The organism is Rathayibacter sp. VKM Ac-2760, from assembly GCF_009834185.1.
GTDB lineage: Bacteria > Actinomycetota > Actinomycetes > Actinomycetales > Microbacteriaceae > Rathayibacter.
The window spans coordinates 180947-206800 of the sequence record NZ_CP047173.1 but is presented as its reverse complement, the minus strand read 5'-3'; the positions used below and the strand labels follow the sequence as shown (position 1 = coordinate 206800).

Below are 25854 nucleotides of genomic sequence, written 5' to 3'. Positions count from 1 at the left end.
CGCGAGTCCCCAAAAGTTGCGGTAGTCGCGCGCCACTACCGCAACTTCGGAGGAGTGGAGTGGGCGGGGCGGGCGGGGCGCTCGGGTTCCGGGATTACGGAATGTTTGCAATAGTGGAGGTATGGACTCCAGACGCGATCTCGCCGCCGAGCTCGACGAGCTGCGCGCGCGGCTGGAGCGGCTCGAGGGTGCCACCGTCGTCGCGGCGTCCCCCGACGCCGTCACCCCGACGCACGACGACCCGTTCTGGGCGCTGACCGCGCTCAAGGAGCGGCTGCCCGCGCCCGGCGGAGTCGTCTTCGCCGGCGCCGTCGCCACGCCGGCCGGCCCGGTCGAGTGGCAGTACGGCCTCAGCACCGACGCGTTCTTCGAGCGCGACTGGGGCTCGAGCCCGGGCCCGGCCGCGCTCGCCGCGCTCGGCAGCCCGGTGCGTCTGCGCTTCCTCCAGTCCGTCGCGGGCGGAGTCGAGACGGTGGCGCAGCTCGCCGAGAGCGAGGGCGCGGGCACCACCGGTCAGATCTACCACCACGTCAATCAGCTGGTCGCCGCCGGATGGCTCGAGGCCCGCGGACGGGGACGCTACGGCATCCCGCCCGCCCGCCTCGTCCCCCTGCTCGCGATCCTCCTCGCCGCCGGAGGTCCCCGATGAGAGTCCGCACCCGCCTGCTCGCCGCCGCCGCGGCCGTCGCAGTGCTCGCCGGAGGCGTGCTGCTGCGCCCGGCCGCGCCCCGCGTCTCGGCCGACCGCACCGGCGACGCCGCGATCGCCGAGTGGCTGAGCGGGCAGTGGTCCGGCGGGAGCGGTGCCCGCGACCAGCTCGTCGCCGCGGTCGTCACGCCCGACGGCGTCCGCTTCGCCGGCCTCGGCGCCGACGAGGGCACGGAGGTGGAGATCGGCTCCGTCACCAAGACGATGACGGCACTGCTGCTCGCGCAGAGCGCGGAGGCGGGGACGGTCGCGCTCGACGACCGCGCCGCCGACCACGCCGAGCTGGGCGGCTTCGACGGCACCCTCGAGGAGCTCGCGAGTCATCGCTCCGGGCTCCCCCGGCTCTCGTCCGCCCCGCTCGACACCGCGGTGACGCTGCTCGCCCAGCTGCGCGGCGTCGATCCGTACGCCACGTTCTCGGCGGAGGACGTGCTGGCCCAGGCGGCGAGCGCCGGCGGGAGCGGAGGCGACGTCTCGTAGTCCAACCTCGGCGCCGCGGTCCTCGGGCAGACCCTCGCGCACGCCGAGGGAGCGGACTACGCCGACCTCGTCCGCGAGCGCGTCTTCGCGCCGCTCGGCATGACCGGCAGCTCCGTCCCCGTCTCGGCCGACGCGCTCGGGCCGGACGCGCCGACGGGCTCCTCGGAGAGCGGCCGGCCCGTCGGCCCGTGGACGCTCGAGGGGTACGCACCGGCCGGAGGCGTCCGCTCGACCGCCGCGGACATGGCACGGTACGCGCGCGCCCTGCTCACCGACGACCCCGCGCTCGGCGTCCCCGCCGCGACCGTGCTCGACCCCCGCTTCGACGCCGGCGACGGCGATCGCATCGGGCTCGCCTGGTACACCTCGGACGCGGTCGGCGGCGGCTCGGCGACCTGGCACAACGGCGGCACCGCGGGCTACGCGACCATGCTCGCGATGGACCGCGAGCGCGGCGTCGCCGTCTTCGTCAACTCGAACACCGCGACCTCGGTCGACGGGCTCGGCCTGCGCCTGCTCGCGCACGTCCTGGAGGAGGAGTCGTGATCATCGCCACCCTGATCGCCCTGGTGGTGGCCGCCTACACCGCGGGCCGCCTCGCCCTCGGCACCGTGCCGCTGCGGCGCACCGAGCGCTTCCTGCACCGCGACCGCCTCCGGATGCTCTCGCACCTCGTCGAGGCGATCGCCCTGCTGCTGCTGGTACGCCTCTTCGCCGACTGGACGCTGCTGACCCTCGTGCCGTGGTTCGCCCTCGTCGCGCTGACCGCCGCGGGAGCCGCCGGCGCCGTCGCCCGCTGGCACCGCCTGCCCTGGCTCGAGGACCCGGCGAAGCGCCGCGGCCGCACCCTCGGCTTCGCCGGCACCGTCGCGCTCTCGGCCCTGTTCGTCGGCGTCGTCGGCCTCTGACCCGCCCGCCCGGGTCCTCGAGCAGCCCCGAAGGGGCGCGCTCATGCTGGTCGAGTAGCCCCGAAGGGGCGTATCGAGACCCGCCGTCGCCAGCACGTCCGGCGGAGCCGGATCTCGATACGCCCGCTCCGCGGACTACTCGATCAACAGGGATGCCCGCTCCTCGGCTCACCCGGGCGGCAGGGACGGAGTCTTGCTGGTCGAGTAGCCCCGAAGGGGCGTATCGAGACCCACCGTCACCAGCACGTCCGGCGGGGCCGGATCTCGATACGCCCGCTCCGCGGGCTACTCGATCAGCAGGGACGCCCCGCTCCGCGGGCTACTCGATCAGCGGGCGGCTCCCCCGTCACCCCTCCTGAACGGGCAGCGGCTCCGGCTCGTCGTTGTCGAGGACGCGGCCGTTCTGGTCGCCGACGGTCAGGACCGTCGCGGGGTCGAGGTTGAGGGTGTCGCCGCCGTAGAGGCTGTCGAGGGTGACGCCGTCGCGGCGCACCGAGTTCAGGGCGTCGAGGTAGTCGGCGCTGACGCAGAAGCGGTCCGCGATCCGCGCGGGGTTGTCGCCGGACGCGACCACGTACGCCTCGGGCGCGCCGTCGGTCGCGGTGCGCACGGTGCCGGTCGCGCCCTCGCGGCTGCCGCGGTCGCGGACGACCTCGAGGTCGACTCCGCCGAGACCGCCCGCACCGACAGCGCCGACGGTGGTGATCGTGCACTCGCCGGTCGCGGCGACGGGCACCGGGGCGAGCGTGGCGGTCGGCACCGGGCGCGGGCCCGCGTCGACGGCGGCCTCGGTCGCCGGAGCGGAGGCGCCCGAGTCCCCTGTCGCCGAGCCGCCCGCGGAGGAGCCGCCGGCCGTCGACTCCGGGATGTCGGCCGCCGACGTGCAGCCGGCGAGCAGGAGGGTGCTCGCGAGCACGATCACGATGCGCTGAGTCGTCTTCGATGCCACTCCCAGACTCTAACCCGCGTCGTAGCGGGCGCCTCGGCGCGGCCCCGGCGGAGAGACTGCCCGAACTGTGATGCGCTCGAGTATTGCCTCCGATCTCCCTGAGGATCACACTGTGCGCAGGAGGCGACGATGCCTGTTCCGCACTGCACGACCACCGGCCGGGCTGAGGCCGATGCACGTCACTTCGCGCGCAGCGCGGGACGCGAGCGGAGGACGCGGGCACGGCTCGCGGCGACACTCCTGGCCGTCGTGCTCGCCTCGCTGCTCCTCCCCGGCGACGCGAGCGCATCGACCGTCACCACGGAGGAGACGGTGACGACGACGGAACCCGGAACGACCGTCACCACGACTCGGACGACGACGTCGTCGCCGACCCCGACGCCCTCGACCACGGCGGTGACAGCGCCGGCGGACGCCGTCTGCGCGGCGGCCGCCTCCCTGACGAGGCAAGGACGCCCCGGTGCTGCGCTGACTCTGATCGACGATGCTCGAGACGCCGTGGGTGACGACACCGCGCAGCGGTGCGCGGCCGAGCGGGAGGCCGCGCTCCTGGAGCAGGCGACCGGTCCGGCCGGCCCGGTCGGAGACGTGGACCGCGCGTGGACGGCGTTCGCGGCGACCTGGGTCGCGCCGTTCCTCGGCGGACTGCTCATCGCACTCGCCTGGGTCGCCCTCTGGTTCGTCCTCGCCGTCCGCCTGCTGACGGCCCTCCCCTGGCCGCACGCGCGACTGCGATCGGCCGGAGCGCAGGCGGCACTCGCGGTGGGAGCGATCGTCGCCGCCCTGATCGCGGTCGTCCTCCTCCTGGGGCTCCTCCGCGAGCGCGGCCGTGGAACTCGTTTCACCGCTGACGGCTCCGTGGACGGCGGTCCGGCGCAGGCGCCACTCCCGTTCTGGATCCTTCCCGCCGTCCTCCTCGCCGTCGCCGCCGCCCTCGCCGCCGCCCATCTTCTCGGCAGGCTGCGGATCACACTTCTGGCGCGGGACAAGCAGGGCCAGACCGACTTCTCAGAGGAGCGGACGACCCAGCTGATCGCCCTGCTCGGACGCGTCGGCGGCAGTCCCCCGGCCGGCGTCGAGATTCCCAGGGGGAGCGACGTGACCTCGCTGAGCGAGTCGACGCTCCTGCCGGCACCCGCGAACGCTGTCGCGAAGGCCGCCCTCGCGATCCTCGGGGCCGTGATCGGGACCACTCCGTGGAAGGTCGCGCTGGACTACCTCGACGAGGACACCGCCTCTGTCGTCGTCACGCGCAACGGCCGGAACGTGCAGTCGGCGGTGCTGACGACGAACGAAGGGCTGTCGGCCGGCGAGCTCTTCGGAGTCACCGACACCGCCGGCAAGCGCACGATGCTCTGCGCGCAGGCGGCGGGCGTGGTCATCGTCGCGCTCAGTCGCGCGCACCCCGGCTTCGAGGGCCTCGGCGGCGCCACCGACGGTCGGAGTGTCGGCCTCCAGTTCGTGGCGACGACCACCTTCGCCGACGACCCGGAGCGGGCCGCCCAGCTTCTGGGGCGCGCTCTGCGGATCGACCCGGGCAACTGGGCCGCCGACATCGCTCTGCAGAACATCCTCCATCGGCGGGCGACCGACCCGGCCGCACTGCGCGCCTACCGCGACAGCCTGGCGGCACGGGCCGACGTCCTGGCGGCCGGACAGCGGCTGCTCGCGCAGCGCGTCCTGATCACGTACTTCTCCGTGCTCGTCAATCTGCACGCGGCCGCCACGTCCGAACTCCCTCCCGAGCTGCACTCCGCCCGATACGCACTGATGGAGAAGCTGATCGAGGAGACGAGGAAGGCGGACAGGAGGCAGGAGCAGGATCCGCTCCTCCTGGCGACAGAGCGACGCTTCCGGACCCTGCGGCGCGCCGTGGACGTCGAGTACTCTCTCGTCCCCGCCGCCCCGGTCGGGGCAGCGGCCGCCCCGCCCGCCGCGGAGGACGCCGAGCCGCTCGACCCCTACGACTCCTACAACTCCGCACTCCACGCCCGTCAGAGCGGTGAGAGCGCGACCGCCGCCTTCCGATTCCGTGCCGCCATGACCTCGCTCGAGCTTCGGCGGTGGATCCGGCGCGATCCGGACGCCGTCCGGTACCGGAACGACCCGGTGATCGCCGAGGTCGTCGGCGGCGGCTCGCGCGAGCGGCTCTGGGACCTGCCGCTCTTCTGCGCGCACCGTCACGCGTTCGTGGGGAAGGGGTTCGCCACACCGCTCGGACTCGCCGCGATCACGAACGGCGAGCCGGCGGCCGCGGACCTCGGCGTCACCCGGACCGAGCTCGCGAGACTCGTCGCTGCCGCCAGCCTGATCACGACGATCTGGACCGTCGATCCGGAAGCGGTCGAGGGACTTCCAGATCTCCGGGAGTGGCGGGTCGATCTCGCGGAGATCCTCCTCGAGGCGAATGCGACCGTGATCGATCCTCTTCGGGCGCCGGAGTACCTCTCGGAACTGCGACGCCGGATGCCGCCCACGCCGACCACTGCGCCTCCGGACGCTCTCGAGGTGATTTTCACCGCGTGGATCACTCTTCTCGCAGCCACCCAGTGAGCGACCCGCCGCATCCGCCCGCCCTGCATTGACCGCTGGGGCCGCTGAATCCCATCGCACCGCCCTGTTGGACAGCGCGCTCGCGGAGGCGTCAACTGGAGGCATGCAGTACACGCACCTCGGCCGCACCGGTCTGTCCGTCTCCCGCGCCGTCCTCGGCACCATGAACTTCGGCCCGGAGACGAGCGAGCCCGACTCGTTCGCGATCATGGACCGCGCCCACGAGCTGGGCGTCAACTTCTTCGACACCGCGAACGTCTACGGCGGCGAGGGCGGCCGGGGCGCGACGGAGGAGATCGTCGGGCGCTGGTTCGCGCAGGGCGGCGAGCGCCGCGAGCGCACCGTCCTCGCGACCAAGCTCTACGGCGACATGGAGCAGCACGCCGCTCCCGGCGCCGAGCGCGGCCGCGACTCGTGGCCCAACGGCGGTCGGCTCTCGGCGCTGAACATCCGCCGCGCCCTCGACGAGAGCCTGCGCCGCCTGCAGACCGACCACATCGACCTCTACCAGTTCCACCACGTCGACCGCACGACGCCGTGGGACGAGATCTGGCAGGCGATGGAGGTCGCCGTCCAGCAGGGCAAGGTGCTCTACGTCGGCTCGAGCAACTTCGCCGGCTGGCACATCGCCCAGGCCCAGGAGGCCGCGCGCGACCGCCGCTTCACCGGCCTCTCCTCCGAGCAGTCCATCTACAACCTGCTCGTCCGCGACATCGAGCGCGAGGTCCTGCCCGCCGCGCAGCACTACGGACTCGGCGTCATCCCCTGGTCGCCGCTGCAGGGCGGCCTGCTCGGCGGCGTGATCGAGAAGACGGAGTCGGGAAGCCGCCGGGCCTCCGCCCGCTCGCTCGAGGCGATCGAGAAGAACCGCCCGGCGCTGGAGCAGTACGAGGCCTTCGCCCGCGAGCGCGGCATCGCGCCGGGCGAGCTCGCCCTCGCCTGGCTGCTGCATCAGCCGGGCGTCACCGGCCCGATCACCGGCCCGCGCACCATGGAGCAGCTCGAGAGCGCTGTGGCCGCCGTCGACATCGCCCTCGAGCCCGCCGACCTGGCCCGCCTCGACGAGATCTTCCCCGGCCACCGCACGGCCCCGGAGGACTACGCCTGGTGAGCCGCACCCCTTGCTGATCGAGTAGCCCGCGCAGCGGGCGTATCGAGATCCACTTGCGTCAGACGCCGAGTCTGCAGACCCGCCTTGCTGACCACGGTGGGTCTCGATACGCCCCTGCGGGGCTACTCGACCAGCATGACGATCCCCCGTCCCATCACCCGGACATCCCCTACCCGGAAAGAGACCCCATGAAGCAGCGCAGCATCGGCGACATCAGCGTCGGCAGCATCGGACTCGGCGGCATGCCGATGTCGATCGAGGGCCGCCCGGACCGCGAGCGGTCCATCGCGACCATCCACGCCGCCCTCGACGCCGGCGTCACCCTCATCGACACGGCGGACGCGTACCACCAGGGCGGCGACGCCGACCTCGGTCACAACGAGCTGCTCATCGCGGAGGCGCTCCGCAGCTACGGCGGCGACACCTCCGGGGTGCTCGTCGCCACCAAGGGCGGGCACCTCCGCCCCGAGCCGGGAGTCTGGACGCAGGACGGCCGTCCCGAGTACCTCAAGGAGGCGGCCCGCGCCTCCGCGCAGCGCCTCGGCGTCGAGGCGATCGGCCTCTACCAGTACCACCGCCCCGACCCCGAGGTGCCCTACGCCGACTCGATCGGCGCGCTCGCCGAGCTGCTCGACGAGGGCGTGATCCTCCGCGCCGGCCTCTCCAACGCCGATCCGGACCAGATCCGCGAGGCGCACGGGATCCTCGGCGACCGGCTGGTCTCGGTGCAGAACCAGTTCTCGCCGAAGTTCCGCTCCAGCGAGGCGGAGCTCGAGCTCTGCGCGGAGCTGGGCCTCGCCTTCCTGCCGTGGAGCCCGCTGGGCGGCATCACCTCGGCCGCCGAGCTGGGCACGTCGTTCGCGGCGTTCGCCACCGTCGCCGAGGCACACGACGTCTCGCCGCAGGTGGTCTGCCTGGCCTGGGAGCTGGCGAAGTCGCCCACCGTCATCCCGATCCCCGGCTCCTCGCGGCCGGAGAGCATCCGCGACTCGGCCACGGCGGCCGACCTCGAGCTGACGCCGGAGGAGCTCGCCTCGCTCGACTGAGCGCGTCGGATCTCGATACGCCCGCTGCGCGGGCTACTCGATCAGCAGGAAAGGACCCGCTCCGCGGGCTGCTCGATCACGCGGCGGTTCTTGCTGGTCGAGTAGCGCGCAGCGCGTATCGAGACCCACGCTCCGGACGACGGCGGATCTCGATGCGCCCTCTCGGAGGGCTACTCGATCAGCAGGCGAGCGGCAGCGCCGCGACGAAGGCGCGCGCCGCCGCGCTCGGCCGCTCCGGCAGCGCGACCATGGTCCGCCAGACGAGCAGCGGATCCTCCAGCGGCACCGCGCGCAGCCCGGCCGGCCGCTTCTCGGCGAAGTGCGCCGGCACCACCGCGACGCCCATGCCGTACTCGACCAGGTCGAGCAGCGTGTGCACGTCGTTCACCTCGAGCTCGACCTCGAAGGCCAGCCCGTGCGCGGCGAACGCCCGCGCCGCCAGGTGACTCGCGCCCCAGTGCTCCTGCAGGCCGACGATCGTGCAGCCCTCCAGGTCCGGTATGCGGCACGCCTCGCGGTCGGCGAGCGGATGATCGGGATGCGTCAGCACCGCGAAGCCCTCGCTCGCGAGCGGCCGCGTGACCACTCCCGCCGGCGTCGCGCCGATGTCCGCGACCAGCGCGAGATCGAGCCGCCCGCTGCCCACCGCCTCGAGCAGCGTGCCCGAGCCGTCGTGCGTCAGCCGCAGCCCGATGCCCGGGTGCTGCTCGCGGAACGTCGCCAGCTCCCGCGGCAGGTGCACCCCGCCCAGGCACTCCTCCGTGCCGACCGCGAGGCTCCCCCGCAGCACGCCCTGCACCGCCAGGACCGCGTCGCGCGCGGCGAGGGCGCTGGCGACCGACTGCTCGGACTCCGCCAGCATCGCGCGCCCGGCCGGCGTCAGCTCGACCCGGCGGGTGCTCCGGGTGAACAGCGCACTCCCCAGTTCGCTCTCCAGCGCGCGGATCGACGCCGACAGCCCCGACTGCGAGATCTGCAGCGCGCTCGCCGCGCGGGTGAAGTGCTGCTCCTTCGCCACGGCGAGGAAGTGTTCGAGCTGGCGCAGTTCCATGGGTCCATCCTCGTCGCGCGCGGGCGGCACTGGGAGCGGTTGCGCACCGGCGGATCAGGCCGGGCGGATCGGGCTCGGCACATCGAGCCGGGGCGGATCACCCCGTGGCGGCTCAGCGCGCGGTGGAGATCGCCAGCACCACGTCCGTGAGCGTCGAGCGCAGCCGCTCCAGCGCCGCGTCCTCGGAGTCGTCCTCGAGGATCGACGTCTTCACCGCGTCGTCGTAGCTCGCGATCAGCAGCCGGACGGCCGTGGTCGGCTCGAGGCCGAAGTCGCGCTGCACCTGCTGCAGAGCCCCGCGGACGATGCCGACCAGGGTCTCGTCGAAGCCGGCGCGGAAGTCGCGGTACTGCGGCGCGATCGCCGGATCGCGCAGCGCGAGCAGCTCGAACTCGGACTGCACCACGCACCAGCGCCGGTTGTCGGTGAAGGGCCCCTGCAGCACGTCGAGGATGACGACGGCGAGCGTCTCGGCGGTCAGCGGCTCGTCCGACTCGACCAGCTTGGGGATCGACCGCCCCATCTGATCGACCAGTCCGCTCAGCCGGGCGCCGTTCTCCCGCTCCATCAGGGCGAAGAACAGCTCCTCCTTCGAGGAGAAGTTGGAGTAGAACGCGCCGCGGCTGAAGCCGGCCCGCTCGCAGATCTGCTCGACGGAGGCCGTGTGCACGCCGGTCTCGGCGAAGACGTCGTAGGCGGCGTCGAGGAGCCGCTCCCGCGTCCGGCCGCGACGCGAGGTCTCGACGGAGTCGGTCATCCTGAGTCCTTCCCGGGCGGGCGTCGGCGGTGTTGAGATACACCACTGTATCGGATACATTTCCGTATCGGATACGTCGGTGTATCGGGCACGTCCGCGCATCCGCACTGTCGTGTCGTCCTCCACTCCCCTCGTCGTCAGGAGACACGCGTGTCGTCGATGCTCTACCGACTCGGTCGCTGGGTGTTCCGCGCCCACCGGCTGGTCGCCGTCCTCTGGCTCGCCGTCGTCGTCCTCGCGGGCGGTGGCGCGCTGCTGCTCAACCAGGGCACGGACAACACGTTCTCGATCCCCGGCACGCAGTCGCAGACCGCCCTCGACCAGCTCGAGCGCACCTTCCCGCAGGTCAGCGGCACCTCCGCGCGCTACGTCGTCGTCGCGCCGGACGGCGGCAGCGTCCAGGACGCCGACATCAGCGGACCGGTCGGCGAGGCCGTCACCGCGCTCGAGGCGATCGACGGCGTCGCCGCGGTCACCGACCCCTACTCCGACACCGTCGAGGGCACGATCTCCGAGGCCGGCAATGCGCTGGTGATCACCACGCAGATGGACGGCTCCGCCACCACCACCTCGGTCGAGTCGCGCGACGCCCTCAAGGCCGAGGCGACCACCCTCCAGGACGCGCTGCCCGCCGGCACCGTGGTCTCGCTCGGCGGCGACCTCTTCTCGCAGAGCCTGCCCGGCGTCACCGTCACGGAGGCGATCGGCCTCGTCGTGGCGCTCGTCGTCCTGGTGCTCACCTTCGGCTCGTTCCTCGCCGCCGGCATGCCGCTGGTGACCGCACTGCTCGGCGTCGCGCTCTCGATGTCCGCGATCTTCATCGCCACCCGCTTCGCCTCGATCTCCTCCACAACACCGCTCCTGGCGCTGATGCTCGGCCTCGCGGTCGGCATCGACTACGCGCTCTTCATCATCAGCCGCCACCAGGACCAGCTGAAGCAGGGCATGGCGCCGGAGGAGTCGGCCGCCCGCGCCACCGCGACCGCCGGCTCCGCGGTCGTCTTCGCCGGCCTGACGGTCATCATCGCGCTGGCCGGCCTCTCGGTCGCCGGCATCCCGTTCCTCACCACGATGGGCATCGCGGCGGCGGGCGGAGTGGCGATCGCCGTGGTCATCGCGCTCACGCTCACCCCCGCACTGCTCGGCTTCGCCGGCGAGCGCCTCCGTCCGAAGGAGCGCAAGGCCGAGAAGGCCGCCGCGAAGCAGGCCGGCGCCGAGAAGGCCGCGTCGACCGGCGCCCACGCCGACCCCGACGCCACCGAGGACGCGACCGCCCCCTCCCCCGGCGCGCACCCGCACGCCGAGGTGCCGCGCGGCTTCTTCCGCGGCTGGGTCCGGGTCGTCACCCGCTTCCCGATCCTCACGATCGTCGCGGTGGTCGGCGTGCTGGGCATGGCGTCGATCCCGGCACTCAGCCTCCGCCTGGCCCTGCCCGACGCCGGCTACCAGGCCGAGGGCACGCCCGCGCGCGACACCTACGACCTGCTCGCCGAGAACTTCGGACCCGGCTACAACGGCCCGCTCATCGTCACCGGCACGATCATCGGCTCGACCGACCCGCTCGGCCTGATGGCCGACCTCAAGACCGAGATCGAGGGCCTGGACGGCGTCGCCTCCGTGCCGCTCGCCACCCCGAACGAGACCGCCGACACCGGCATCATCCAGGTGATCCCCGAGGGCGGCCCGGACTCCGAGGCGACCAAGGCGCTCGTCGCCGAGATCCGCGACAGGCACGACTACTTCCAGGAGACCTACGGGGTCGACCTCGCGGTGACGGGCCAGACCGCGGTCGGCATCGACATCTCCGACACCCTCGCGAAGGCGCTGCTGCCGTTCGGCCTGCTGGTGGTGGGGCTCTCGCTGGTGCTGCTGACGATGGTCTTCCGCTCGCTCTGGGTGCCGCTCAAGGCGACGCTGGGCTACCTGCTCTCGGTCGGCGCGTCCTTCGGCGCCGTCGCCGCGGTCTTCGAGTGGGGCTGGTTCGCCGACGCCCTGCACGTGGACAAGACCGGCCCGATCATCAGCTTCATGCCGATCATCCTGATGGGCGTGCTCTTCGGCCTCGCGATGGACTACGAGGTGTTCCTCGTCTCGCGGATGCGCGAGGACTACGTGCACGGCCGGCCGGCGCGAGCGGCGGTCGAGTCGGGCTTCGTCGGCTCGGCCAAGGTCGTCACTGCGGCGGCGATCATCATGTTCTCCGTCTTCGCGGCGTTCGTGCCCGAGGGCGACACCAACATCAAGCCGATCGCGCTCGGCCTGGCGGTGGGCGTCTTCGTCGACGCCTTCATCGTCCGGATGACGCTCGTGCCCGCGGTGCTGCACCTGCTCGGCGACCGCGCGTGGCACATGCCGCGCTGGCTCGACCGGATCCTGCCGTCGTTCGACGTGGAGGGCGAGGGCCTGACCAAGGAGCTCGCGCTGGCCGACTGGCCCGAGCCCGGCGCCACCGACGCGGTCGTGGCCGAGGGACTGTGCCTCGACGGGCCCGACGGCCCGGTCTACCACGACGTCGACCTGCGGGTCCCCGCCGGCGGAGCGCTCGTCGTGCACGGGCCGCACCGCTCGGGTCGCACCGCGCTGCTGCTGACGATCGCGGGGCGCCTCGCCCCGGATGCCGGGCGGCTGAAGGTCGACGGCCTGGTCGTGCCGATCCGCTCCGCCGCCGTCCGCGGCCGGGTCGGACTCGTCCGGCTGGCCGGCGCGAGCGACCCGGTGGCCGAGGTGCGCGCGGCGCTCGAGACGGCTCCGCCGCTCCTGGTGCTCGACGACCTCGACACCGTCACCGACCCGCTGCTGCGCGACGCCCTCCGCGCCGAGCTCGACCGGGCGCGAGCGAAGGCCGCGCAGAAGCAGCACTCCTTCACGGTGATCGCCTCCTCCGTCGACGCGGACGCGCTCGACGACCTCCTCCCCACCGATCGCGGCACGCTCGCGGTCTCCCCCGCGGCCGAGCGCCGCGCTATCGCGAAGGTCGGCTGACAGATGGCTCTCTTCTCCCTCGAACGCCCGCGCGGCGTCAAGAAGGTGTCCTGGGTGACGCTCCTCGGCATCGTCCTCGTCCCCCTCGTCATCGGCGGCCTGCTCGTCTGGGCGCTGTGGAACCCCACCGAGCGCCTGGACACCATCACGGCCGCGGTCGTGAACGAGGACACCCCCGTCGAGATCAACGGGCAGACGGTGCCGCTCGGGCGCCAGCTCGCGGCGGGGCTCGTGACCGGCGGAGAGACGAGCGACTCGGCGACTCCCGCGCCGTCCGCGTCCGCCCCACCGTCCGCGTCGGCCACGCCCTCCGCCTCGGCCTCTCCCGCCGCGAACGTCTCCGGCTCGGACTCGACCGGCAACTTCACCTGGGTCCTCACCGACAAGGACGACGCCGCGAAGGGCCTCGCCGACGGCAGCTACGCGACCGTGGTGACGATCCCCTCGTCCTTCTCGGCCGCCGCCACCTCCTACTCCGGAGACGCCGCCGACGCGACGAAGGCCACGATCGACATCGCCACGAGCGAGAAGGCGAAGCTCGTCGACGACGCCATCTCGGCGACCGTCACCAGCACCGCGACCGCGCTGCTCAACACCCAGCTGACGACGGCCTACCTCGAGAACGTCTACGTCGGCTTCAACACCCTCAACGAGCAGATCGGCCAGGCCGCCGACGGCGCGGGCACGCTCGCCGACGGCGCGGACCAGCTCGGCAGTGGCGCCTCGACGCTCGCCGACGGCACCAGCACGCTCGCGGACGGCATCGACGAGCTCGCGACCGGCGCCTCGGCTCTGTCCGGCGGCGTCGCTCAGGTCGGCACGGGCGCCTCGTCGCTCGCCGACGGCGTCGCGCAGCTCGGCACCGGCGCCTCCGACCTCTCGGGCGGCGTCTCGCAGCTGGCGACCGGCGCGCAGCAGTCCGCGGACGGAGCGACGCAGCTCGCGACCGGCGCCGGCTCGCTCGCCGACGGCCTCGACGCGCTCAGCTCCAGCACGGTCGAGATCGGCGCGAGCACGCAGCAGATCGCGGCCCTCAGCGCGGGTGCCGCGGCGTCGACGGCGGGGACGCTGCAGGGCCTCCAGCAGGTCCTCGCCACCTGCCAGACCGCCGAGTGCCTCACCGCCCTGGGCGTCATCGCCGATGCGCAGACCTCCGACACCGGACCGGTGACGCTGACGACGACTGCCGCGGGAGCCACCGCGCAGCTCGACGCCGGGATCCGCGTCGGGACCGCCGACCAGCCCTCTCTCGTCTCGGGGACGGCCTCCGCCGCGACCGGCGCGCGCGGCGTGGCCGACGGCGCCGCCTCACTCGCGGGCGGCCTGACCCAGCTCTCGACCGGCGCCACCACCGCGGCCGGCGGAGCCTCCCAGCTCGCCACCGGCGCGAGCTCCGCCGCCGACGGCGCCCGTCAGCTCGCGACCGGGGCCGCCTCCGCCGCCGACGGCGCCGCACAGCTCTCGACCGGCGCCGCCTCGGCCGCCGACGGCGCGGACCAGCTCGCGGACGGCGCCGGCGGAGTCTCGGACGGCGCGCTCCAGCTCGCCGACGGCACCCGCTCGCTCGCCACCGGCCTCGACGCGGCCGTCGCCCAGCTGCCGACCTACACGGAGTCGGAGTCGAAGAACCTCGCCGACGTCGTCGCCGACCCGGTCGAGAACTCGAGCAACAGCACCGACCTGTTCGGAGCGTCGAGCGTGCCGTTCTTCGCAACGATCGCCCTCTGGCTCGGCGCCCTGGCGACCTTCCTCGTGCTCGCCGCGTTCTCGCACCGCGCGCTCTCCTCGACCCGCTCGTCCGCGGCGCTCGCGCTGTCCTCCTACGTTCCGGCCCTCGTGATCGGGCTCGTGCAGGGCCTCGCCGTCGCGATCGTGATGAGCGCGGTCGCGAGCCTCGACCTCGTGACCTGGTTCGGCTTCGCCGCCCTGGCGATGCTGGCGGGGGCGTCGTTCGCCGCCGTGAACCAGGGCCTCGTGGCGCTGCTCGGCGGACTCGGGCGGTTCCTCTCGATGGTCGCCGCGGTCGTCGGCCTCGGTGCCGGCATCATCTCGACCGTGCCGGGCGTCTTCGACGACGCCCTCGGCTTCCTGCCGCTCTCCGCCGCGCAGAACGCCCTGGCCGGCGTGGTCGAGGGCACCGGAGGCGTCGCGGCCGCGGTCGTCGGCCTGCTGATCTGGCTGCTCTTCGGCCTGCTGCTGACGGTCGCCGCGATCGCCCGCCGCCGCGTCACGTCGGTCCGAGCCCTGACCCGCCCGGCCGTCTAGCCCCCTCCCCTCCGCGAGATGCCACTTGTGCGCGCGACACGCCGTGTCGAGCGTGCACAAGTGGCATCTCGCGGGAGGGGGATCAGCCCTCGGCGCCGTTAGCGATCTGCTCGTGGTGGTGGATGACCTCGGCGACGATGAAGCCGAGGAACTTCTCCGCGAAGGCCGGGTCGAGGTGCGCGTCCTCCGCGAGCGCCCGCAGCCGCGAGATCTGGCGCGACTCGCGCTCGAGGTCGGCGGGCGGCAGGCCGTGGGCCGCCTTCAACCGTCCGACCTTCTGAGTGAACTTGAAGCGCTCGGCGAGCAGGTGGATCAGCGCCGCATCGATGTTGTCGATGCTCTGGCGGATCTGCTCCAGCTCGGCCAGCGCATCGGCGTCGGCCCCGGCGCGCGACTCTTCCTCGATCATGCCTCCGACCCTAACGGACGGTCGTGGCGCACCCCCGCCGCGGCAGATCTCCGGCACGCGAAGGCGCCTCCGGCACGCGGAATCCCGCGATCCCCACGAGCCCGAACCGGAACCACGAGCCCGAGCCCGACCCCCACCCACCTCCGGCACGCAGAAACATCTCCGGCACGCGGAATCTCGCGATTCCCACGAGCCCGAGCCGAAACAACGAGCCCAAGCCCGACCCCACTCACCTCCGGCACGCGAAAACACCCCCGGCACACGGAACCCCGCGATTCCAGCGAGCCGAGGGCGGAACCACGAGCGCAAGCCCGACCCCACCGACCTCCGGCACGTGAAAACACCTCCGGCACGCGGAATCCCGCGATTCCCGCGAGCCCGAACCGGAACCACGAGCCGAAGCTCGACCCCCACTCACCTCCGGCACGCGAAAACACCCCCGGCACGCGGAACCTCGCGATTCCCACGAGCCCAGGCCGGAATCACGAGCCGAAGCCGAAGGCGGCGGCGGCACGACGAAGGCCCCCACCCGTCACCGGGAAGGGGCCTTCGGAGGGAGCGAGCGTCAGTCGACGATGTTGAGCACGACGTCCACGTTGCCGCGGGTCGCGTTCGAGTACGGGCACATCGTGTGCGCCTTCTCGGCTACCGCGTGCGCGTCCTCCGAGCTCGCTTTCGGCACGTGGATGTCCAGCTCGACCGCGAGGCCGAAGCCGCCGTCGTCGTTCTTGCCGATCGAGACGCTCGCCGACACCTGCGCGTCGGTGGTGTCGATCGAGAGCGCCTTGCCGGAGCCGTGCAGCGCGCTCAGGAAGCACGCGGCGAAGCCGGCGGCGAAGAGCTGCTCCGGGTTCGTGCCCTCTCCGGAGCCGCCGAGCTCCTGGGGCGGGCGGGTGTCGAGATCGAGTCGGTCGTCCTCGGTGCGGACGTGGCCGTCGCGTCCTCCACCGGAGGCGTGGGCGATGGCGGTGTAGAGAGCATCCATCCCCCCATCACACCACTGCGCGGCCGAGTGCGGGGTGAGCGCCGGGTGCACGTCCTCCCGGGATCGGCGGCCGCCGTCGCTCCGGTCCGGGAATCCCCTCCGAACCGCACACACGCGGCCGTCAACCCCCTCCCGATGCCGGCGCCGCGGGTGTGGCGTGGATCCCATGCACCGGCGTCAGCCGGAGAACCACCGGCGTCACCGCCGGGAGAAGGAGGAAGCATGCGCGCACTCACGTGGCAGGGCGTCGAGAAGGTCTCGGTCGAGACGGTCCCCGATCCCCGCATCCAGCAGCCGACGGACGCCATCGTCCGGATCACCTCGACGGCCATCTGCGGCTCCGATCTGCACCTGTACCGCCTGCTCGGCCCGTACCTCGACAAGGGCGACGTGCTCGGCCACGAGCCGATGGGCATCGTCGAGGAGATCGGCGCCGGCATCACGAAGCTCAAGGTCGGCGACCGCGTCGTCGTGCCGTTCAACATCTCCTGCGGCGAGTGCTTCATGTGCCGCCGCGGCCTGCAGTCGCAGTGCGAGACGACCCAGGTGACCGAGTACGGCTCGGGAGCCTCGCTCTTCGGCTACACGAAGATGTACGGCCAGGTGCCCGGCGGCCAGGCGGAGTTCCTCCGCGTGCCGCTCGCCGACTACAACACCGTCGTCGTCGGCACCGATCTGCCGGACGAGAACTACCTCTTCCTCAGCGACATCGTGCCGACCGCCTGGCAGGGCGTCGAGTACGCGAACGTGCCCGACGGCGGCTCGCTCGTCGTCTTCGGCCTCGGCCCGGTCGGCCAGTTCGCCGCCCGCATCGGCGTGCACAAGGGCTACCGCGTGCTCGCGGTCGACCCGGTCGCGGAGCGCCGCGCGATGGCGGCCCGCCACGGCGTCGAGGTGTTCGATCTCTCGGACGACATCGCCGATCAGCTGCGCGACCTCACCGAGGGCCGCGGCCCCGACTCCGTCGTCGACGCGGTCGGCATGGAGGCGCACGGCTCGCCGATGGGCTCGTTCGCCCAGACGGTGGCCGGGCTGCTGCCCGACCCGATCGCCCGGAAGGCGATGGACACGGTCGGAGTCGACCGCCTCGCGGCCGTCACCGCCTCGCTCGACCTGGTGCGCCGGGGCGGGACCGTCTCGCTCAGCGGCGTGTACGGCGGCGAGGCCGACCCGCTGCCGCTGAAGTCGATGTTCGACAAGCAGATCACCCTGACGATGGGGCAGTGCAACGTGAAGCGCTGGATCGACGAGCTGCTGCCGCTGGTCGAGGACTCGAGCGACCCGCTCGGCGTGAACGACCTCGTCACCCACCGCGCTCCGCTCGAGGACGCGCCCGATCTCTACGAGACCTTCCAGAAGAAGGAGGACGGCTGCATCAAGGTCGTCCTGCAGCCGTAGCGGCGACGGGTCTCCCTTGCTGATCGAGTAGCCGCGGCACGCGGCGTATCGAGATCCCGCCCCCGGGAACGACGGAAGGCGGCGTCCCCGAGGGGGCGCCGCCTTCGTCGTGTGCGGAGAAGTCCTACTTGAAGACGTCCTTGATGTCCTCACCGGTCTTCTTCGCCGAGGCCGAGGCCTGGTCCTTCTGGCCCTCGGCCTTCAGGCTGTCGTCGTTCTTGTGGTCGCCCAGGGCTTCCTTCGCCTTGCCGGCGATGTCCTGAGCGGCGTTCTTGATCTTGTCATCGAGCCCCATAGTGGTGCCTCCTTCGCTGATCGATGAGTCGACCGTAGGAGCCGAGCCTGCTCGTCGCCTGAGTGCGAGGAGGGGCTTGCCCGGGTGCGCGCTGAAGTGCCATTCTCGACGGTTGCGCTCGTGCGCAGACCGGGGCGGGTCACATGACGGGCGTCGCGGTGTCCGACGGCGCGGTCTGCGTCGGCTCCATCGTGGGCGTGCGGGTCGAGCCGTCGTCGGCGCTGGTGGGGACCGCGCTGCCGGACTGGTTCGGGGTCTGCGCGTCGCCGGAGCAGCCGGCGAGCAGGCCGACCATCAGGGCGGAGGCGCCGAGCGCGCCGAGGACGCGCACGGTGCGGGAGGGTCGAGTGCTGAGCATGGGGTGCCCTTCCTGATGCGGGGTCGGCCGAGCGGACCGACGTCGTCTTCGACGCTAGGCGGCGCCGCGCACCGCCCAGTAGGGGCTTGACGACGTCGCGACGCCGATCCGCAGCCGGCACTCAGGCGGGCCGCCGTCCGACGCGCCCGGGAGCGCGTGATCGTACGCCCCGCACGCCTCGCCCGCTACGCCCTACCTGCGGGTGGTGCGCACTGCTCAGACTGACGAGGCCGGCACGCAGACCATCACTCCTCGATCCTGGAAGGGACAGACGATGTCGAACATCGATCCCGCTTCACCTCCGTTCGGAGACGGCGCGGCGAACGCCCGCGCCGCCGACCCCGCCTACGGCAGCACCTACGACGCGCCGCTCACCGCCGAGCCGCTGACGTCGGACGACCGCGACTCCGAGTCGACCACGACCGCGCACAGCGTGACCGGCGGCGGCAGTCTCACCGGCGGCAGCGCCTCCGACGCCGCCGACTCCGCCAAGGAGAAGGCCTCCGAGGCCGCAGGAGCGGCGAAGGAGCAGGCCGGCGCCGTCGCCGGTGACGCCAAGCAGGCCGCGGGCGACGTGCTCGCGACCGGCAAGGAGGAGGCCGCGAACGTCGCGCAGGAGGCGAAGGTCCAGGTCAAGGATCTGATCGACCAGAGCCGCACCCAGCTGACCGAGCAGGCGCACGCGCAGAAGGAGAACGCCGCCAAGGGCGCTCGCGCCTTCAGCGACGACCTCACCGCACTCGCGAACGGCGAGGGCGGAGAGGGCAACGCCGCCGCGAAGCTCGTCTCGCAGGCCGCCGAGCGCGCCCAGGGCGTGGCGTCGTGGCTGGAGAGCCGCGACCCGTCCGAGCTGCTCGACGACGTCCGCTCGTTCGCGCGCCGCCGCCCGGGAGCATTCATCCTGATCGCCGCCGCCACCGGCCTGGTCGCCGGCCGCCTCGTGCGCGCGCTGACCGCTGAGGCGAAGGACGAGAAGGCCGCGACCGCGGACACCTCCGGTCCCGAGTTCGCCGCTCCGGCCGCCGCCGACTACTCCGGTGGCGCGACCACCACGACCCCGTTCGACGAGCGCGACGCCTACGCGCCCACGGAGCCCGTCGCCGACCCGCTGAGCACGCCGCTCACGCCCGGCTACGACTCCTTCCCGAACGGGACCCGGCCGTGACGGACCCGTCGGGCGCGCATCGCGCCGCCGCGGAGCCGACGCCCGGTGAGCGCGCGGGCTCGACCTCGCTGGGCGATCTGCTCGGCGAGGTCTCCCGCGACCTCTCGACGCTGATCCGCCAGGAGATGGCGCTCGCCAAGGCCGAGATCAAGGAGTCGGCCGGCAAGGCCGGCAAGGGCGCCGGACTCCTCGGCGGCGCGGGCTACGCGGCGCTGATGGCCGTGCTCTTCCTCTCGATCGCCCTCTGGTGGGCGCTCGGCACGCTGATCGGCAACGGCTGGTCCGGCGTGATCGTCGCCGTGATCTGGGGCGTCGTCGCGGCGATCCTCTTCGTCGTCGGGCGCAAGAGCCTCCAGCAGGTCGACGGCGTCCCCGAGACGGTCGACACCCTCAAGCAGATTCCCGACACCCTCAAGCCGAACGGGGCAGGACGATGACGTACGACGCAGGACAGAGCAAGACTCCGGAGCAGATCCGGGCCGACATCGAGCGCACGCGGCTGGAGCTGGGCGGCGACGTCGACGCGCTGGCCGAGAAGGTCAGCCCGAGCGCGATCGTGGAGCGGCAGACCGACAAGGTGAAGTCGGCGATGGGCTCGGTGCGCGACCGCGTGATGGGCTCGGCGCACGACGCCGGCGACACGCTCGCGGACACCGCCGGCTCGGTGAAGGGCAAGGCCGACGGCAACCCGTTCGCGGTCGGCCTGATCGCCTTCGGCGCCGGCCTGCTGGTCGCCTCGCTGATCCCGGCGTCGAGCGCCGAGAAGGACGCGGCCGTCAAGGTCAAGGAGCAGGCGCAGCCCGTCGTCGACTCCGTGACCGGCGCGGCGAAGAACGTCGCCGACGAGCTCCGCGAACCCGCCCAGCAGGCCTTCGCCTCGGTGAAGGACACCGCGACCGACGCCGCGCAGAACGTCAAGGAGGCGGGTGGATCCGCCGCCGAGGACGTGAAGGACTCGGCCCGCGAGGCCAAGCACGCGGTGCAGGAGAACGTGACGCAGGACAGCGACCGCTCGTAACTCCCCTCTCCGCGAGATGCCACTTGTGCGCGCCCGCCTCGGCGTGTCGCGCGCACAAGTGGCATCTCGCTGTCGGGACGGGGGCGGGCGGGAATAGCGGGCGGCTGCGGGGGCTTCGTAGTCGTATGCGATCCATCGTCTACTCCCGGTCCGGTTCCTCCTCCGTCCTCTCGCTCGTCGACCGCGAGCCCGGCACCCCGGGCGCCGGCGAGGTGCGCGTGCGCGTCCTCGTCTCGGGCGTCAACCCGACCGACTGGAAGGCGCGCGCCGGCGGCGAGCCGCCCTTCGCCGAGGTCGTGCCGAACCAGGACGGCGCCGGCGTGATCGACGCCGTCGGCGAGGGTGTCGAGGGCCTCGCGGTCGGCGACCGCGTCTGGTTCTACCTCGCCGCGCACCAGCGGCCCACCGGCTCCGCGCAGGAGTCGACCGTCCTCGCCGCCGAGCACGTGGTGCTCCTGCCCGAGGGCGTCGACGCCGAGCTCGGAGCGAGCCTCGGCGTCCCCGCGATGACCGCGCACCGCGCGCTGACCGTGCACGAGCACGGCCCCGCGCACCTCGCGCCCGGCGCTCTCTCCGGCCGCACCGTGCTGGTCCAGGGCGGCGCGGGAGCGGTCGGCCATGCAGCGATCCAGCTCGCGGTCTGGGCCGGGGCGAGCGTCATCGCCACGGTCAGCAGCGACGCGAAGGCGCAGCTCGCCACGGCCGCCGGCGCGCAGCACGTGCTGCAGTACCCGGACGAGCGGCTCGCCGAGCGCATCCTCGAGCTCGCCCCCGACGGCGTCGAGCAGATCGTCGAGGTCGCGCCCGCGCAGAACGCCGCCCTCGACATCGAGGTGCTCGCCAACCACGGCAGCATCGGCTACTACGCGAACAACAACGGCGACGACTTCTCCGTCCCGATCGTCCCGAGCTTCGCCAAGAACGCGCGCTGGCAGGGCCTGCTGCTCTACACGGTCGGCGAGGAGGCGCTCCAGGCCGCGGCCGAGGACATCACCGCCGCCCTGCGCGACGGCGCCCTCCCCGTGGGCGAGGAGGCGGGCCTCCCGCTGACCTGGTTCCCGCTCGAGGAGACCGCGGCCGCCCACGACGCCGTCGAGAACGGCGCCACCGGCAAGGTGCTCATCCGCGTCGCCGCGGAGTAGGGGCGCCGATGCCGAGCGGGCAGCCCTCGCGATTCATGCTGATCGAGTAGCCCTCGCAGAGGGCGTATCGAGATCCACCGTCGTTCGGTGGGCGGGTCTCGATACGCGCTGCGCGCTACTCGACCAGCAGGGGCGCAACGGGCGCATCGGAATTTCGGCCGCAGGCGCTCAGCCGCGCAGCGGCGGGGAGCCGGCGACCGTCGCGCGGTCGCCGAGGCCGTCGAGCAGCTCGCGCAGCGCCTCCTCCGCCGTCGTCGCCGGCTCCCAGCCGAGGACGGAGCGGGCGCGCTCGGTCGACATCACCGGGGTGTGCGTCGCGATGTCGAGCCAGCCGGCATCGGTGCGCTGGAGGCGGAGGCGCCAGGTCGCCGAGACGATCGAGCGGAGCAGCCCCTCCGGCACCGTCACGAGGCGCGCGCCGACGACGTCCGCGATGCGCTGCGGCGTGAGCACGGGCTCCGCGGCGATGTTGAAGGCGCCGCCCGCCCGCCGGTCGAGCGCGCGCCAGAACGCGTCGGCGACGTCGTCCGCGTGCACACCCTGGAAGATCAGCGTCCGCGGGAGCGGCAGGATCGGCGGCCGCACCGCCTTCAGCCAGCGGGTCGGGAAGTGCGGGCCGGCGAAGAGCCCGGCGATCTCCGTCGCCGCGCCGCGCTGGAAGACGAGTCCCGGGCGCAGCCGGGTGAGGACCACCTCCGGGTGCTCGGTCTCGAAGGCGTCCATCGCCCGCTCGTTCGCAGCCTTGTGCCGGCTGTAGGTCGAGGTGTGCAGTCCGCCGGTCGGCCAGCTCTCGTCCACGCGGAGGCTCTTCGGCGCCGCGCTGTACGCGCCGACGGAGGAGGCGACGGCCACCTGCTCGACCCCGCTCGCCGCCGCGGCCGCCAGCACCGCCGCGGTGCCGCCGACGTCGACCAGCCGCTGGAACGGCTCGTCGTGGCTCGGCTGCAGGGCCCAGGCCAGGTGCACGACCGCGTCGATCCCGGCGAACGCCTCGCGCAGCTGCCGCCCCGCATCGCTCGACGCCACGTCCACCTCGTGCCAGCGCACGTCGCGGTACTCGTCCGCGCCCGGCCGCGGCGCGCGGCGCGCGATCCCGACGATCTCCGTCACCGACGACTCCCGGTGGAGGCGCCTCAGCAGGGCCGTGCCCAGGTTGCCCGTCGCTCCGACGATCGCGATCCGCATGATGTCCCTCCGCGGGCAGCGCCTGCCGCCCTGCTCCGAGGCTAGGCAGCGCTCCCCCGCCGCATCAGCCGCTTGACACCCCTAGCCCACCCGACCGGCGCGGCGCACCCCCGCGCGCTCGGGCGCCCGCCTGCCTAGCCTGGAGGGCATGCCCCGCCCCTCGCCCGCCCTGCGCCACCGGGTCGACGGGATCGAGCTCCGCTCCTTCGCGACGGGCGCCGCCGACGCTCCGCGCACCTTCGTCCTGATCCACGGCATCGGGATGTCGCACCACACCTTCTCGCCGCTCGCCGTCGCCCTCCGCCCGCACGGCCGCGTCGTCGCGGTCGACCTCGCCGGCTTCGGTGCGAACACCGCGCCCCGCCGCCGCGTCGGGATCGCCGACCACGCCCGGCTCGTCGAGCGAGTGCTGGCCGAGCGGGGCGTCACCCGCGCGGTCGTCGTCGGCCACTCGATGGGCAGCCAGGTCGCCGTCGAGCTCGCCGCGCGGGCGCCGCACCTCGTCGACGGCCTCGTCCTGATCGGCCCGGTCGTCGATCCGGAGCGCCCCGGCGCCGTTCGGCAGGCCCTCGCGCTCGCCCGCGACTGCCTCGGCGAGCCGCTCGGCGTCGACGCGCTGCTCTTCGCCGACTACGTCCGCGGCGGCCTCGGCTGGTACCTGCGTCAGCTGCCCGAGATGCTGCACTACCCGATCCAGCGGCGGCTGGCCGCGGTGACCCGGCCCGTCCTCGTCGTCCGCGGGGAGGACGATCCGATCGCCACCCGCGACTGGTGCGAGCGCCTGCTCGAGCACGCCGCCGACGGGAGTCTCGAGGAGTTCCCCGGCTCACGGCACGTCGTGCCCCGCACCGGCACCGAGGCGCTCGCGCGCGCGCTCGCGGGCTTCGCCGCAGCCACGACCAGCAGCTCGGCGCCGGTACCCGCGTGACCCACGTCCTCCGCGACGCCGTCTGGTGGATCCGCGACTACGCCTACGCGATCGCCTGGCAGGTGCGCGCCCTCGTCTCCCGCCGCGCTCCCGACGACTACCTCGACGGCGACGAGCGGCCGATCGTGGTGCTCCCCGGCATCTGGGAGACCTGGGCGTTCCTCCGCCCGATCATCGACCCGCTGCACCGGCGCGGCCACCCGATGCACGTGCTGACCAGCCTCGGCTGGAACGGCCGTCCGGTCGCGCGGACCGCGGAGGACGTGGCCGCCTACCTGGCCGAGCACGACCTCCGCGACGTCGTGATCGTCGCGCACAGCAAGGGCGGCCTGATCGGCAAGTACGTGATGACCGAGCTCGACCCCGACGGCCGCGTGGACCGGATGGTCGCCGTGGCCACGCCGTTCGGCGGCTCGCGCTACGCGCCCTACCTGCTGCTGAAGAGCCTCCGCTCGTTCTCGCCGCGCGACGCGACGACGCTGCTGCTCTCGAGCCGGGCCGGAGCGAACGCGCGGATCACCTCGGTCTTCGGACTCTTCGACCCGCACATCCCCGAGGGCAGCGTGCTCGCGGGCGCGGTGAACGTGCGGATCGAGACGGGCGGCCACTTCCGCATCCTCAGCGACACGGAGACGCTCGCCGCGGTCGTCGCCGCGGTGGACGCCCCTACGCGGCGGGAGGAGTGATCGTCTCGGCGTCGGCCGGGCAGTCGATCACGGCGACACCGCCCTCGGCGTCGTCGAGCACCGCGCCCGCCTGCGCGAACGGCGCGCGGAAGCAGTAGGCCTCGGGCAGGTCGACGGCGTCCGGGAAGGACGCGGCGTCGACCGGCGTGCGGAACGACAGCGAGCCGAACTCGCCGTCCTCGCCCTGCGCCTCGTACGACTCGATCCCGATCAGGTCCACGCCCTCGACGGCCTGATCGCTCGCGAGCCGGGCGAAGCCGAAGGCGTCGTCCTGCGGGCCGGCGAGGGAGGAGACCAGCGCGACCACGCGGTCGCGCGAATCCTCGCGGGCCGCCACGTCGCTCGAGGTGTCCACCGCGGGAGTGGGCGCGGGAGCCGTGCAGCCCGCGAGGACGAGCACCGCCAGGGTCGCGGCGAGCGCCGGTCCCGTTCTGGTCGCTCGGGCGGGGCGGAGCCGCGTCGTCCTCACGCGTGCCTCAGAGCGCGACGTCGGCGACCGAGAACGCCACTCCGGGCGTGATCAGGATCGACGTCTCGCGCGGCTTGCCCTCGCCCTGGTTGACGGTCAGCCAGAGCGACGCGGAACCGTCGAGCGCCTTCTCGACCTTCTCACGGACGATCTCGGCCGTGGTGTCGTGCAGGCTGTACGACGTTCCGCCGTAGATGATCTCGACGCGCTTCACAGCATCGCCTCCTCGCTCTGGCGGGCACCCCCGTGCGGCTCCTCGCTGATGCGCAGGCCGTGCGCACTGTGCGAGTCGGCCAGGAGCTGCCGGATCCAATCGGGGTTGATCGCCGGAGCGCGACCGCCGTGGTACTTGAAGCGCAGCGGGATCGCGGGGTGGAGCCAGATCGAGGTCCGGCCGTCACCGACCGACTGCGAGTCCTTCCACGACAGGTAGAAGGATTCGTTCCTCGACAGCTTCGACCCGATGACGATCTGCAGGTGTGCGAGCAGTCGGTCGTCGAAGTCGGCTTCGAGGGTGGAGTCGTAGATCAATCTGCCCATGAGGGCACTCTCCGTTCGCGCTGCGGTCCTTCCAGCGGATTCACGGCCGGACGATACGGGCTGATCTTATCCGCCACCGGGTGATTCTCAGCGTCCGTCGTCATCCGAGTGGAAGCGGGGGATGTCCAGATCGGAGAGCTGGAGAGCGATCTCACCGGATTCCGCCTCGGTCAGGGGCTGCGAGATCCCGAGCCGCGCCGCCTCCTCCGTGAGCCGGTCGACGAGCGCGACGTCGACGATCTCCTCGCCGTCGTCGTCCTCCGTCTCCGAGAACAGCTGGCTGGCGGGTCCGATCAGCAGGGTGGCGCGGCCGAGGCCGCCCGAGGCGCGGCGGATCGGGATGTCCACGACCATCGAGCCCTTCCGCAGCGCGAGCGCCTCGGCGTAGCCGACCAGGGATCGCGCGATGCGGCTGCCGGTGAGCACCGAGCTGCCCGCGTAGTGGATGCGTTCCATCGTCCTTTCC

26 protein-coding genes and 1 pseudogene are annotated in these 25854 nt (G+C 73.0%); 15 read left to right on the top strand and 12 right to left on the bottom strand.

Annotated features, from left to right (window positions below):
- Positions 1 to 121: 121 nt before the first annotated feature.
- The 3 genes and pseudogenes from GSU72_RS00905 to GSU72_RS00890 all read left to right on the top strand — a co-directional run bounded on the left by GSU72_RS00905 (position 122) and on the right by GSU72_RS00890 (position 2096).
- A complete protein-coding gene (locus GSU72_RS00905; protein WP_159982935.1) occupies positions 122 to 649 on the top strand; it encodes a winged helix-turn-helix domain-containing protein in 528 nt (175 codons plus the stop codon).
- A pseudogene (locus GSU72_RS21385) lies at positions 553 to 1734 on the top strand (serine hydrolase domain-containing protein). Before GSU72_RS00905 ends, GSU72_RS21385 begins: the two are co-directional and overlap by 97 nt.
- Positions 1731 to 2096, top strand: coding sequence for a hypothetical protein (locus tag GSU72_RS00890; protein WP_159982931.1), 366 nt, complete (start codon positions 1731 to 1733; stop codon positions 2094 to 2096). Before GSU72_RS21385 ends, GSU72_RS00890 begins: the two are co-directional and overlap by 4 nt.
- A 346-nt stretch (positions 2097 to 2442) precedes the next feature.
- Here GSU72_RS00890 and GSU72_RS00885 read toward each other — a convergent pair whose 3' ends face one another.
- Positions 2443 to 3045, bottom strand: a complete 603-nt coding sequence (locus tag GSU72_RS00885) for a hypothetical protein (protein ID WP_159982929.1) — start codon at positions 3043 to 3045, stop codon at positions 2443 to 2445.
- 129 nt (positions 3046 to 3174) lie between these two features.
- Here GSU72_RS00885 and GSU72_RS00880 point away from each other — a divergent pair, with 129 nt between their 5' ends.
- The 3 genes from GSU72_RS00880 to GSU72_RS00870 all read left to right on the top strand — a co-directional run bounded on the left by GSU72_RS00880 (position 3175) and on the right by GSU72_RS00870 (position 7755).
- Positions 3175 to 5598 carry a hypothetical protein gene (locus GSU72_RS00880; protein ID WP_159982927.1) on the top strand — a complete coding sequence of 808 codons (2424 nt, stop codon included), beginning with the start codon at positions 3175 to 3177 and terminating at the stop codon, positions 5596 to 5598.
- Positions 5599 to 5701: 103 nt separating this feature from the next.
- Positions 5702 to 6709: an aldo/keto reductase gene (locus GSU72_RS00875; protein WP_159982925.1), complete on the top strand. Its 1008-nt coding sequence runs from the start codon at positions 5702 to 5704 to the stop codon at positions 6707 to 6709.
- Positions 6710 to 6897: 188 nt separating this feature from the next.
- A complete protein-coding gene (locus tag GSU72_RS00870) occupies positions 6898 to 7755 on the top strand; it encodes an aldo/keto reductase (RefSeq protein ID WP_159982923.1) in 858 nt (285 codons plus the stop codon).
- A gap of 178 nt (positions 7756 to 7933) precedes the next feature.
- Here the strand turns inward: GSU72_RS00870 and GSU72_RS00865 are convergent, their stop codons facing one another.
- Positions 7934 to 8806, bottom strand: a complete 873-nt coding sequence (locus GSU72_RS00865) for a LysR family transcriptional regulator (protein WP_159982922.1) — start codon at positions 8804 to 8806, stop codon at positions 7934 to 7936.
- A gap of 112 nt (positions 8807 to 8918) precedes the next feature.
- The gene (locus GSU72_RS00860; RefSeq protein ID WP_159982920.1) at positions 8919 to 9563 is read right to left on the bottom strand and encodes a TetR/AcrR family transcriptional regulator; all 645 of its coding nucleotides are present in this window, start codon (positions 9561 to 9563) and stop codon (positions 8919 to 8921) included.
- Between the two features lie 159 nt (positions 9564 to 9722).
- Here GSU72_RS00860 and GSU72_RS00855 point away from each other — a divergent pair, with 159 nt between their 5' ends.
- Both GSU72_RS00855 and GSU72_RS00850 read left to right on the top strand, forming a co-directional pair.
- Positions 9723 to 12545: an MMPL family transporter gene (locus tag GSU72_RS00855; RefSeq protein WP_348272850.1), complete on the top strand. Its 2823-nt coding sequence runs from the start codon at positions 9723 to 9725 to the stop codon at positions 12543 to 12545.
- A gap of 3 nt (positions 12546 to 12548) precedes the next feature.
- On the top strand, positions 12549 to 14810 hold the full coding sequence (locus GSU72_RS00850; RefSeq protein WP_159982916.1) for a YhgE/Pip domain-containing protein: 2262 nt from the start codon (positions 12549 to 12551) through the stop codon (positions 14808 to 14810).
- 82 nt (positions 14811 to 14892) lie between these two features.
- On the opposite strand, the gene GSU72_RS00845 is transcribed toward GSU72_RS00850, so the two are convergent.
- Positions 14893 to 15219, bottom strand: a complete 327-nt coding sequence (locus tag GSU72_RS00845) for a chorismate mutase (RefSeq protein WP_159982914.1) — start codon at positions 15217 to 15219, stop codon at positions 14893 to 14895.
- Between the two features lie 565 nt (positions 15220 to 15784).
- Positions 15785 to 16204: an organic hydroperoxide resistance protein gene (locus GSU72_RS00840; RefSeq protein WP_123705992.1), complete on the bottom strand. Its 420-nt coding sequence runs from the start codon at positions 16202 to 16204 to the stop codon at positions 15785 to 15787.
- Positions 16205 to 16426: 222 nt separating this feature from the next.
- Here GSU72_RS00840 and GSU72_RS00835 point away from each other — a divergent pair, with 222 nt between their 5' ends.
- Positions 16427 to 17602 carry a zinc-dependent alcohol dehydrogenase gene (locus GSU72_RS00835; RefSeq protein ID WP_159982912.1) on the top strand — a complete coding sequence of 392 codons (1176 nt, stop codon included), beginning with the start codon at positions 16427 to 16429 and terminating at the stop codon, positions 17600 to 17602.
- A 124-nt stretch (positions 17603 to 17726) separates the two neighbouring features.
- Here GSU72_RS00835 and GSU72_RS00830 read toward each other — a convergent pair whose 3' ends face one another.
- Positions 17727 to 17897 (bottom strand): CsbD family protein, encoded by a 171-nt coding sequence (locus GSU72_RS00830; protein WP_123736268.1) that lies wholly within the window; start codon positions 17895 to 17897, stop codon positions 17727 to 17729.
- A 139-nt stretch (positions 17898 to 18036) separates the two neighbouring features.
- A complete protein-coding gene (locus GSU72_RS00825) occupies positions 18037 to 18255 on the bottom strand; it encodes a hypothetical protein (RefSeq protein ID WP_159982910.1) in 219 nt (72 codons plus the stop codon).
- Between the two features lie 274 nt (positions 18256 to 18529).
- Between GSU72_RS00825 and GSU72_RS00820 the strand changes: the two genes are divergently transcribed.
- From GSU72_RS00820 to GSU72_RS00805, 4 genes are all read left to right on the top strand, one after another.
- Positions 18530 to 19420, top strand: coding sequence for a hypothetical protein (locus GSU72_RS00820; protein WP_159982908.1), 891 nt, complete (start codon positions 18530 to 18532; stop codon positions 19418 to 19420).
- Entirely contained in the window at positions 19417 to 19857 is a 441-nt protein-coding gene (locus GSU72_RS00815; RefSeq protein ID WP_159982906.1) for a phage holin family protein, read from the top strand. The genes GSU72_RS00820 and GSU72_RS00815 overlap by 4 nt, the downstream gene beginning before the upstream one ends.
- A complete protein-coding gene (locus GSU72_RS00810; RefSeq protein WP_159982904.1) occupies positions 19854 to 20438 on the top strand; it encodes a DUF3618 domain-containing protein in 585 nt (194 codons plus the stop codon). Before GSU72_RS00815 ends, GSU72_RS00810 begins: the two co-directional genes overlap by 4 nt.
- A 125-nt stretch (positions 20439 to 20563) precedes the next feature.
- Entirely contained in the window at positions 20564 to 21580 is a 1017-nt protein-coding gene (locus tag GSU72_RS00805) for an NADPH:quinone reductase (protein WP_159982902.1), read from the top strand.
- A gap of 168 nt (positions 21581 to 21748) precedes the next feature.
- On the opposite strand, the gene GSU72_RS00800 is transcribed toward GSU72_RS00805, so the two are convergent.
- On the bottom strand, positions 21749 to 22765 hold the full coding sequence (locus tag GSU72_RS00800; protein WP_159982900.1) for an NAD-dependent epimerase/dehydratase family protein: 1017 nt from the start codon (positions 22763 to 22765) through the stop codon (positions 21749 to 21751).
- A gap of 148 nt (positions 22766 to 22913) precedes the next feature.
- Between GSU72_RS00800 and GSU72_RS00795 the strand changes: the two genes are divergently transcribed.
- Entirely contained in the window at positions 22914 to 23693 is a 780-nt protein-coding gene (locus GSU72_RS00795; protein WP_159982898.1) for an alpha/beta fold hydrolase, read from the top strand.
- Positions 23690 to 24379 carry an alpha/beta hydrolase gene (locus GSU72_RS00790; RefSeq protein ID WP_159982896.1) on the top strand — a complete coding sequence of 230 codons (690 nt, stop codon included), beginning with the start codon at positions 23690 to 23692 and terminating at the stop codon, positions 24377 to 24379. The genes GSU72_RS00795 and GSU72_RS00790 overlap by 4 nt, the downstream gene beginning before the upstream one ends.
- Here the strand turns inward: GSU72_RS00790 and GSU72_RS00785 are convergent.
- From GSU72_RS00785 to GSU72_RS00770, 4 genes are all read right to left on the bottom strand, one after another.
- Positions 24360 to 24848 (bottom strand): hypothetical protein, encoded by a 489-nt coding sequence (locus GSU72_RS00785; protein WP_159982894.1) that lies wholly within the window; start codon positions 24846 to 24848, stop codon positions 24360 to 24362. The genes GSU72_RS00790 and GSU72_RS00785 overlap by 20 nt on opposite strands.
- Before the next feature lie 7 nt (positions 24849 to 24855).
- Entirely contained in the window at positions 24856 to 25062 is a 207-nt protein-coding gene (locus tag GSU72_RS00780; RefSeq protein ID WP_159982892.1) for a hypothetical protein, read from the bottom strand.
- Positions 25059 to 25388, bottom strand: coding sequence for an ATP-dependent DNA ligase (locus GSU72_RS00775; RefSeq protein ID WP_159982890.1), 330 nt, complete (start codon positions 25386 to 25388; stop codon positions 25059 to 25061). The genes GSU72_RS00780 and GSU72_RS00775 overlap by 4 nt, the downstream gene beginning before the upstream one ends.
- Positions 25389 to 25475: 87 nt before the next feature.
- On the bottom strand, positions 25476 to 25844 hold the full coding sequence (locus tag GSU72_RS00770) for a hypothetical protein (protein WP_159982888.1): 369 nt from the start codon (positions 25842 to 25844) through the stop codon (positions 25476 to 25478).
- Between the last annotated feature and the right edge of the window lie 10 nt (positions 25845 to 25854).

Bases quoted from the DNA above. Each gene is read 5' to 3' on its own strand.
- GSU72_RS00855 (WP_348272850.1), top strand. From the start codon at position 9,723: ATGCTCTACCGACTCGGTCGCTGGGTGTTCCGCGCCCACCGGCTGGTC.
- GSU72_RS00840 (WP_123705992.1), bottom strand. From the start codon at position 16,204: ATGGATGCTCTCTACACCGCCATCGCCCACGCCTCCGGTGGAGGACGC.
- GSU72_RS00870 (WP_159982923.1), top strand. From the start codon at position 6,898: ATGAAGCAGCGCAGCATCGGCGACATCAGCGTCGGCAGCATCGGACTC.
- GSU72_RS00795 (WP_159982898.1), top strand. From the start codon at position 22,914: ATGCCCCGCCCCTCGCCCGCCCTGCGCCACCGGGTCGACGGGATCGAG.
- GSU72_RS00830 (WP_123736268.1), bottom strand. From the start codon at position 17,897: ATGGGGCTCGATGACAAGATCAAGAACGCCGCTCAGGACATCGCCGGC.
- GSU72_RS00800 (WP_159982900.1), bottom strand. From the start codon at position 22,765: ATGCGGATCGCGATCGTCGGAGCGACGGGCAACCTGGGCACGGCCCTG.
- GSU72_RS00775 (WP_159982890.1), bottom strand. From the start codon at position 25,388: ATGGGCAGATTGATCTACGACTCCACCCTCGAAGCCGACTTCGACGAC.
- GSU72_RS00835 (WP_159982912.1), top strand. From the start codon at position 16,427: ATGCGCGCACTCACGTGGCAGGGCGTCGAGAAGGTCTCGGTCGAGACG.
- GSU72_RS00825 (WP_159982910.1), bottom strand. From the start codon at position 18,255: ATGCTCAGCACTCGACCCTCCCGCACCGTGCGCGTCCTCGGCGCGCTC.
- GSU72_RS00845 (WP_159982914.1), bottom strand. From the start codon at position 15,219: ATGATCGAGGAAGAGTCGCGCGCCGGGGCCGACGCCGATGCGCTGGCC.
- GSU72_RS00860 (WP_159982920.1), bottom strand. From the start codon at position 9,563: ATGACCGACTCCGTCGAGACCTCGCGTCGCGGCCGGACGCGGGAGCGG.
- GSU72_RS00850 (WP_159982916.1), top strand. From the start codon at position 12,549: ATGGCTCTCTTCTCCCTCGAACGCCCGCGCGGCGTCAAGAAGGTGTCC.
- GSU72_RS00880 (WP_159982927.1), top strand. From the start codon at position 3,175: ATGCCTGTTCCGCACTGCACGACCACCGGCCGGGCTGAGGCCGATGCA.
- GSU72_RS00770 (WP_159982888.1), bottom strand. From the start codon at position 25,844: ATGGAACGCATCCACTACGCGGGCAGCTCGGTGCTCACCGGCAGCCGC.
- GSU72_RS00810 (WP_159982904.1), top strand. From the start codon at position 19,854: ATGACGTACGACGCAGGACAGAGCAAGACTCCGGAGCAGATCCGGGCC.
- GSU72_RS00875 (WP_159982925.1), top strand. From the start codon at position 5,702: ATGCAGTACACGCACCTCGGCCGCACCGGTCTGTCCGTCTCCCGCGCC.
- GSU72_RS00865 (WP_159982922.1), bottom strand. From the start codon at position 8,806: ATGGAACTGCGCCAGCTCGAACACTTCCTCGCCGTGGCGAAGGAGCAG.
- GSU72_RS00820 (WP_159982908.1), top strand. From the start codon at position 18,530: ATGTCGAACATCGATCCCGCTTCACCTCCGTTCGGAGACGGCGCGGCG.
- GSU72_RS00805 (WP_159982902.1), top strand. From the start codon at position 20,564: ATGCGATCCATCGTCTACTCCCGGTCCGGTTCCTCCTCCGTCCTCTCG.
- GSU72_RS00905 (WP_159982935.1), top strand. From the start codon at position 122: ATGGACTCCAGACGCGATCTCGCCGCCGAGCTCGACGAGCTGCGCGCG.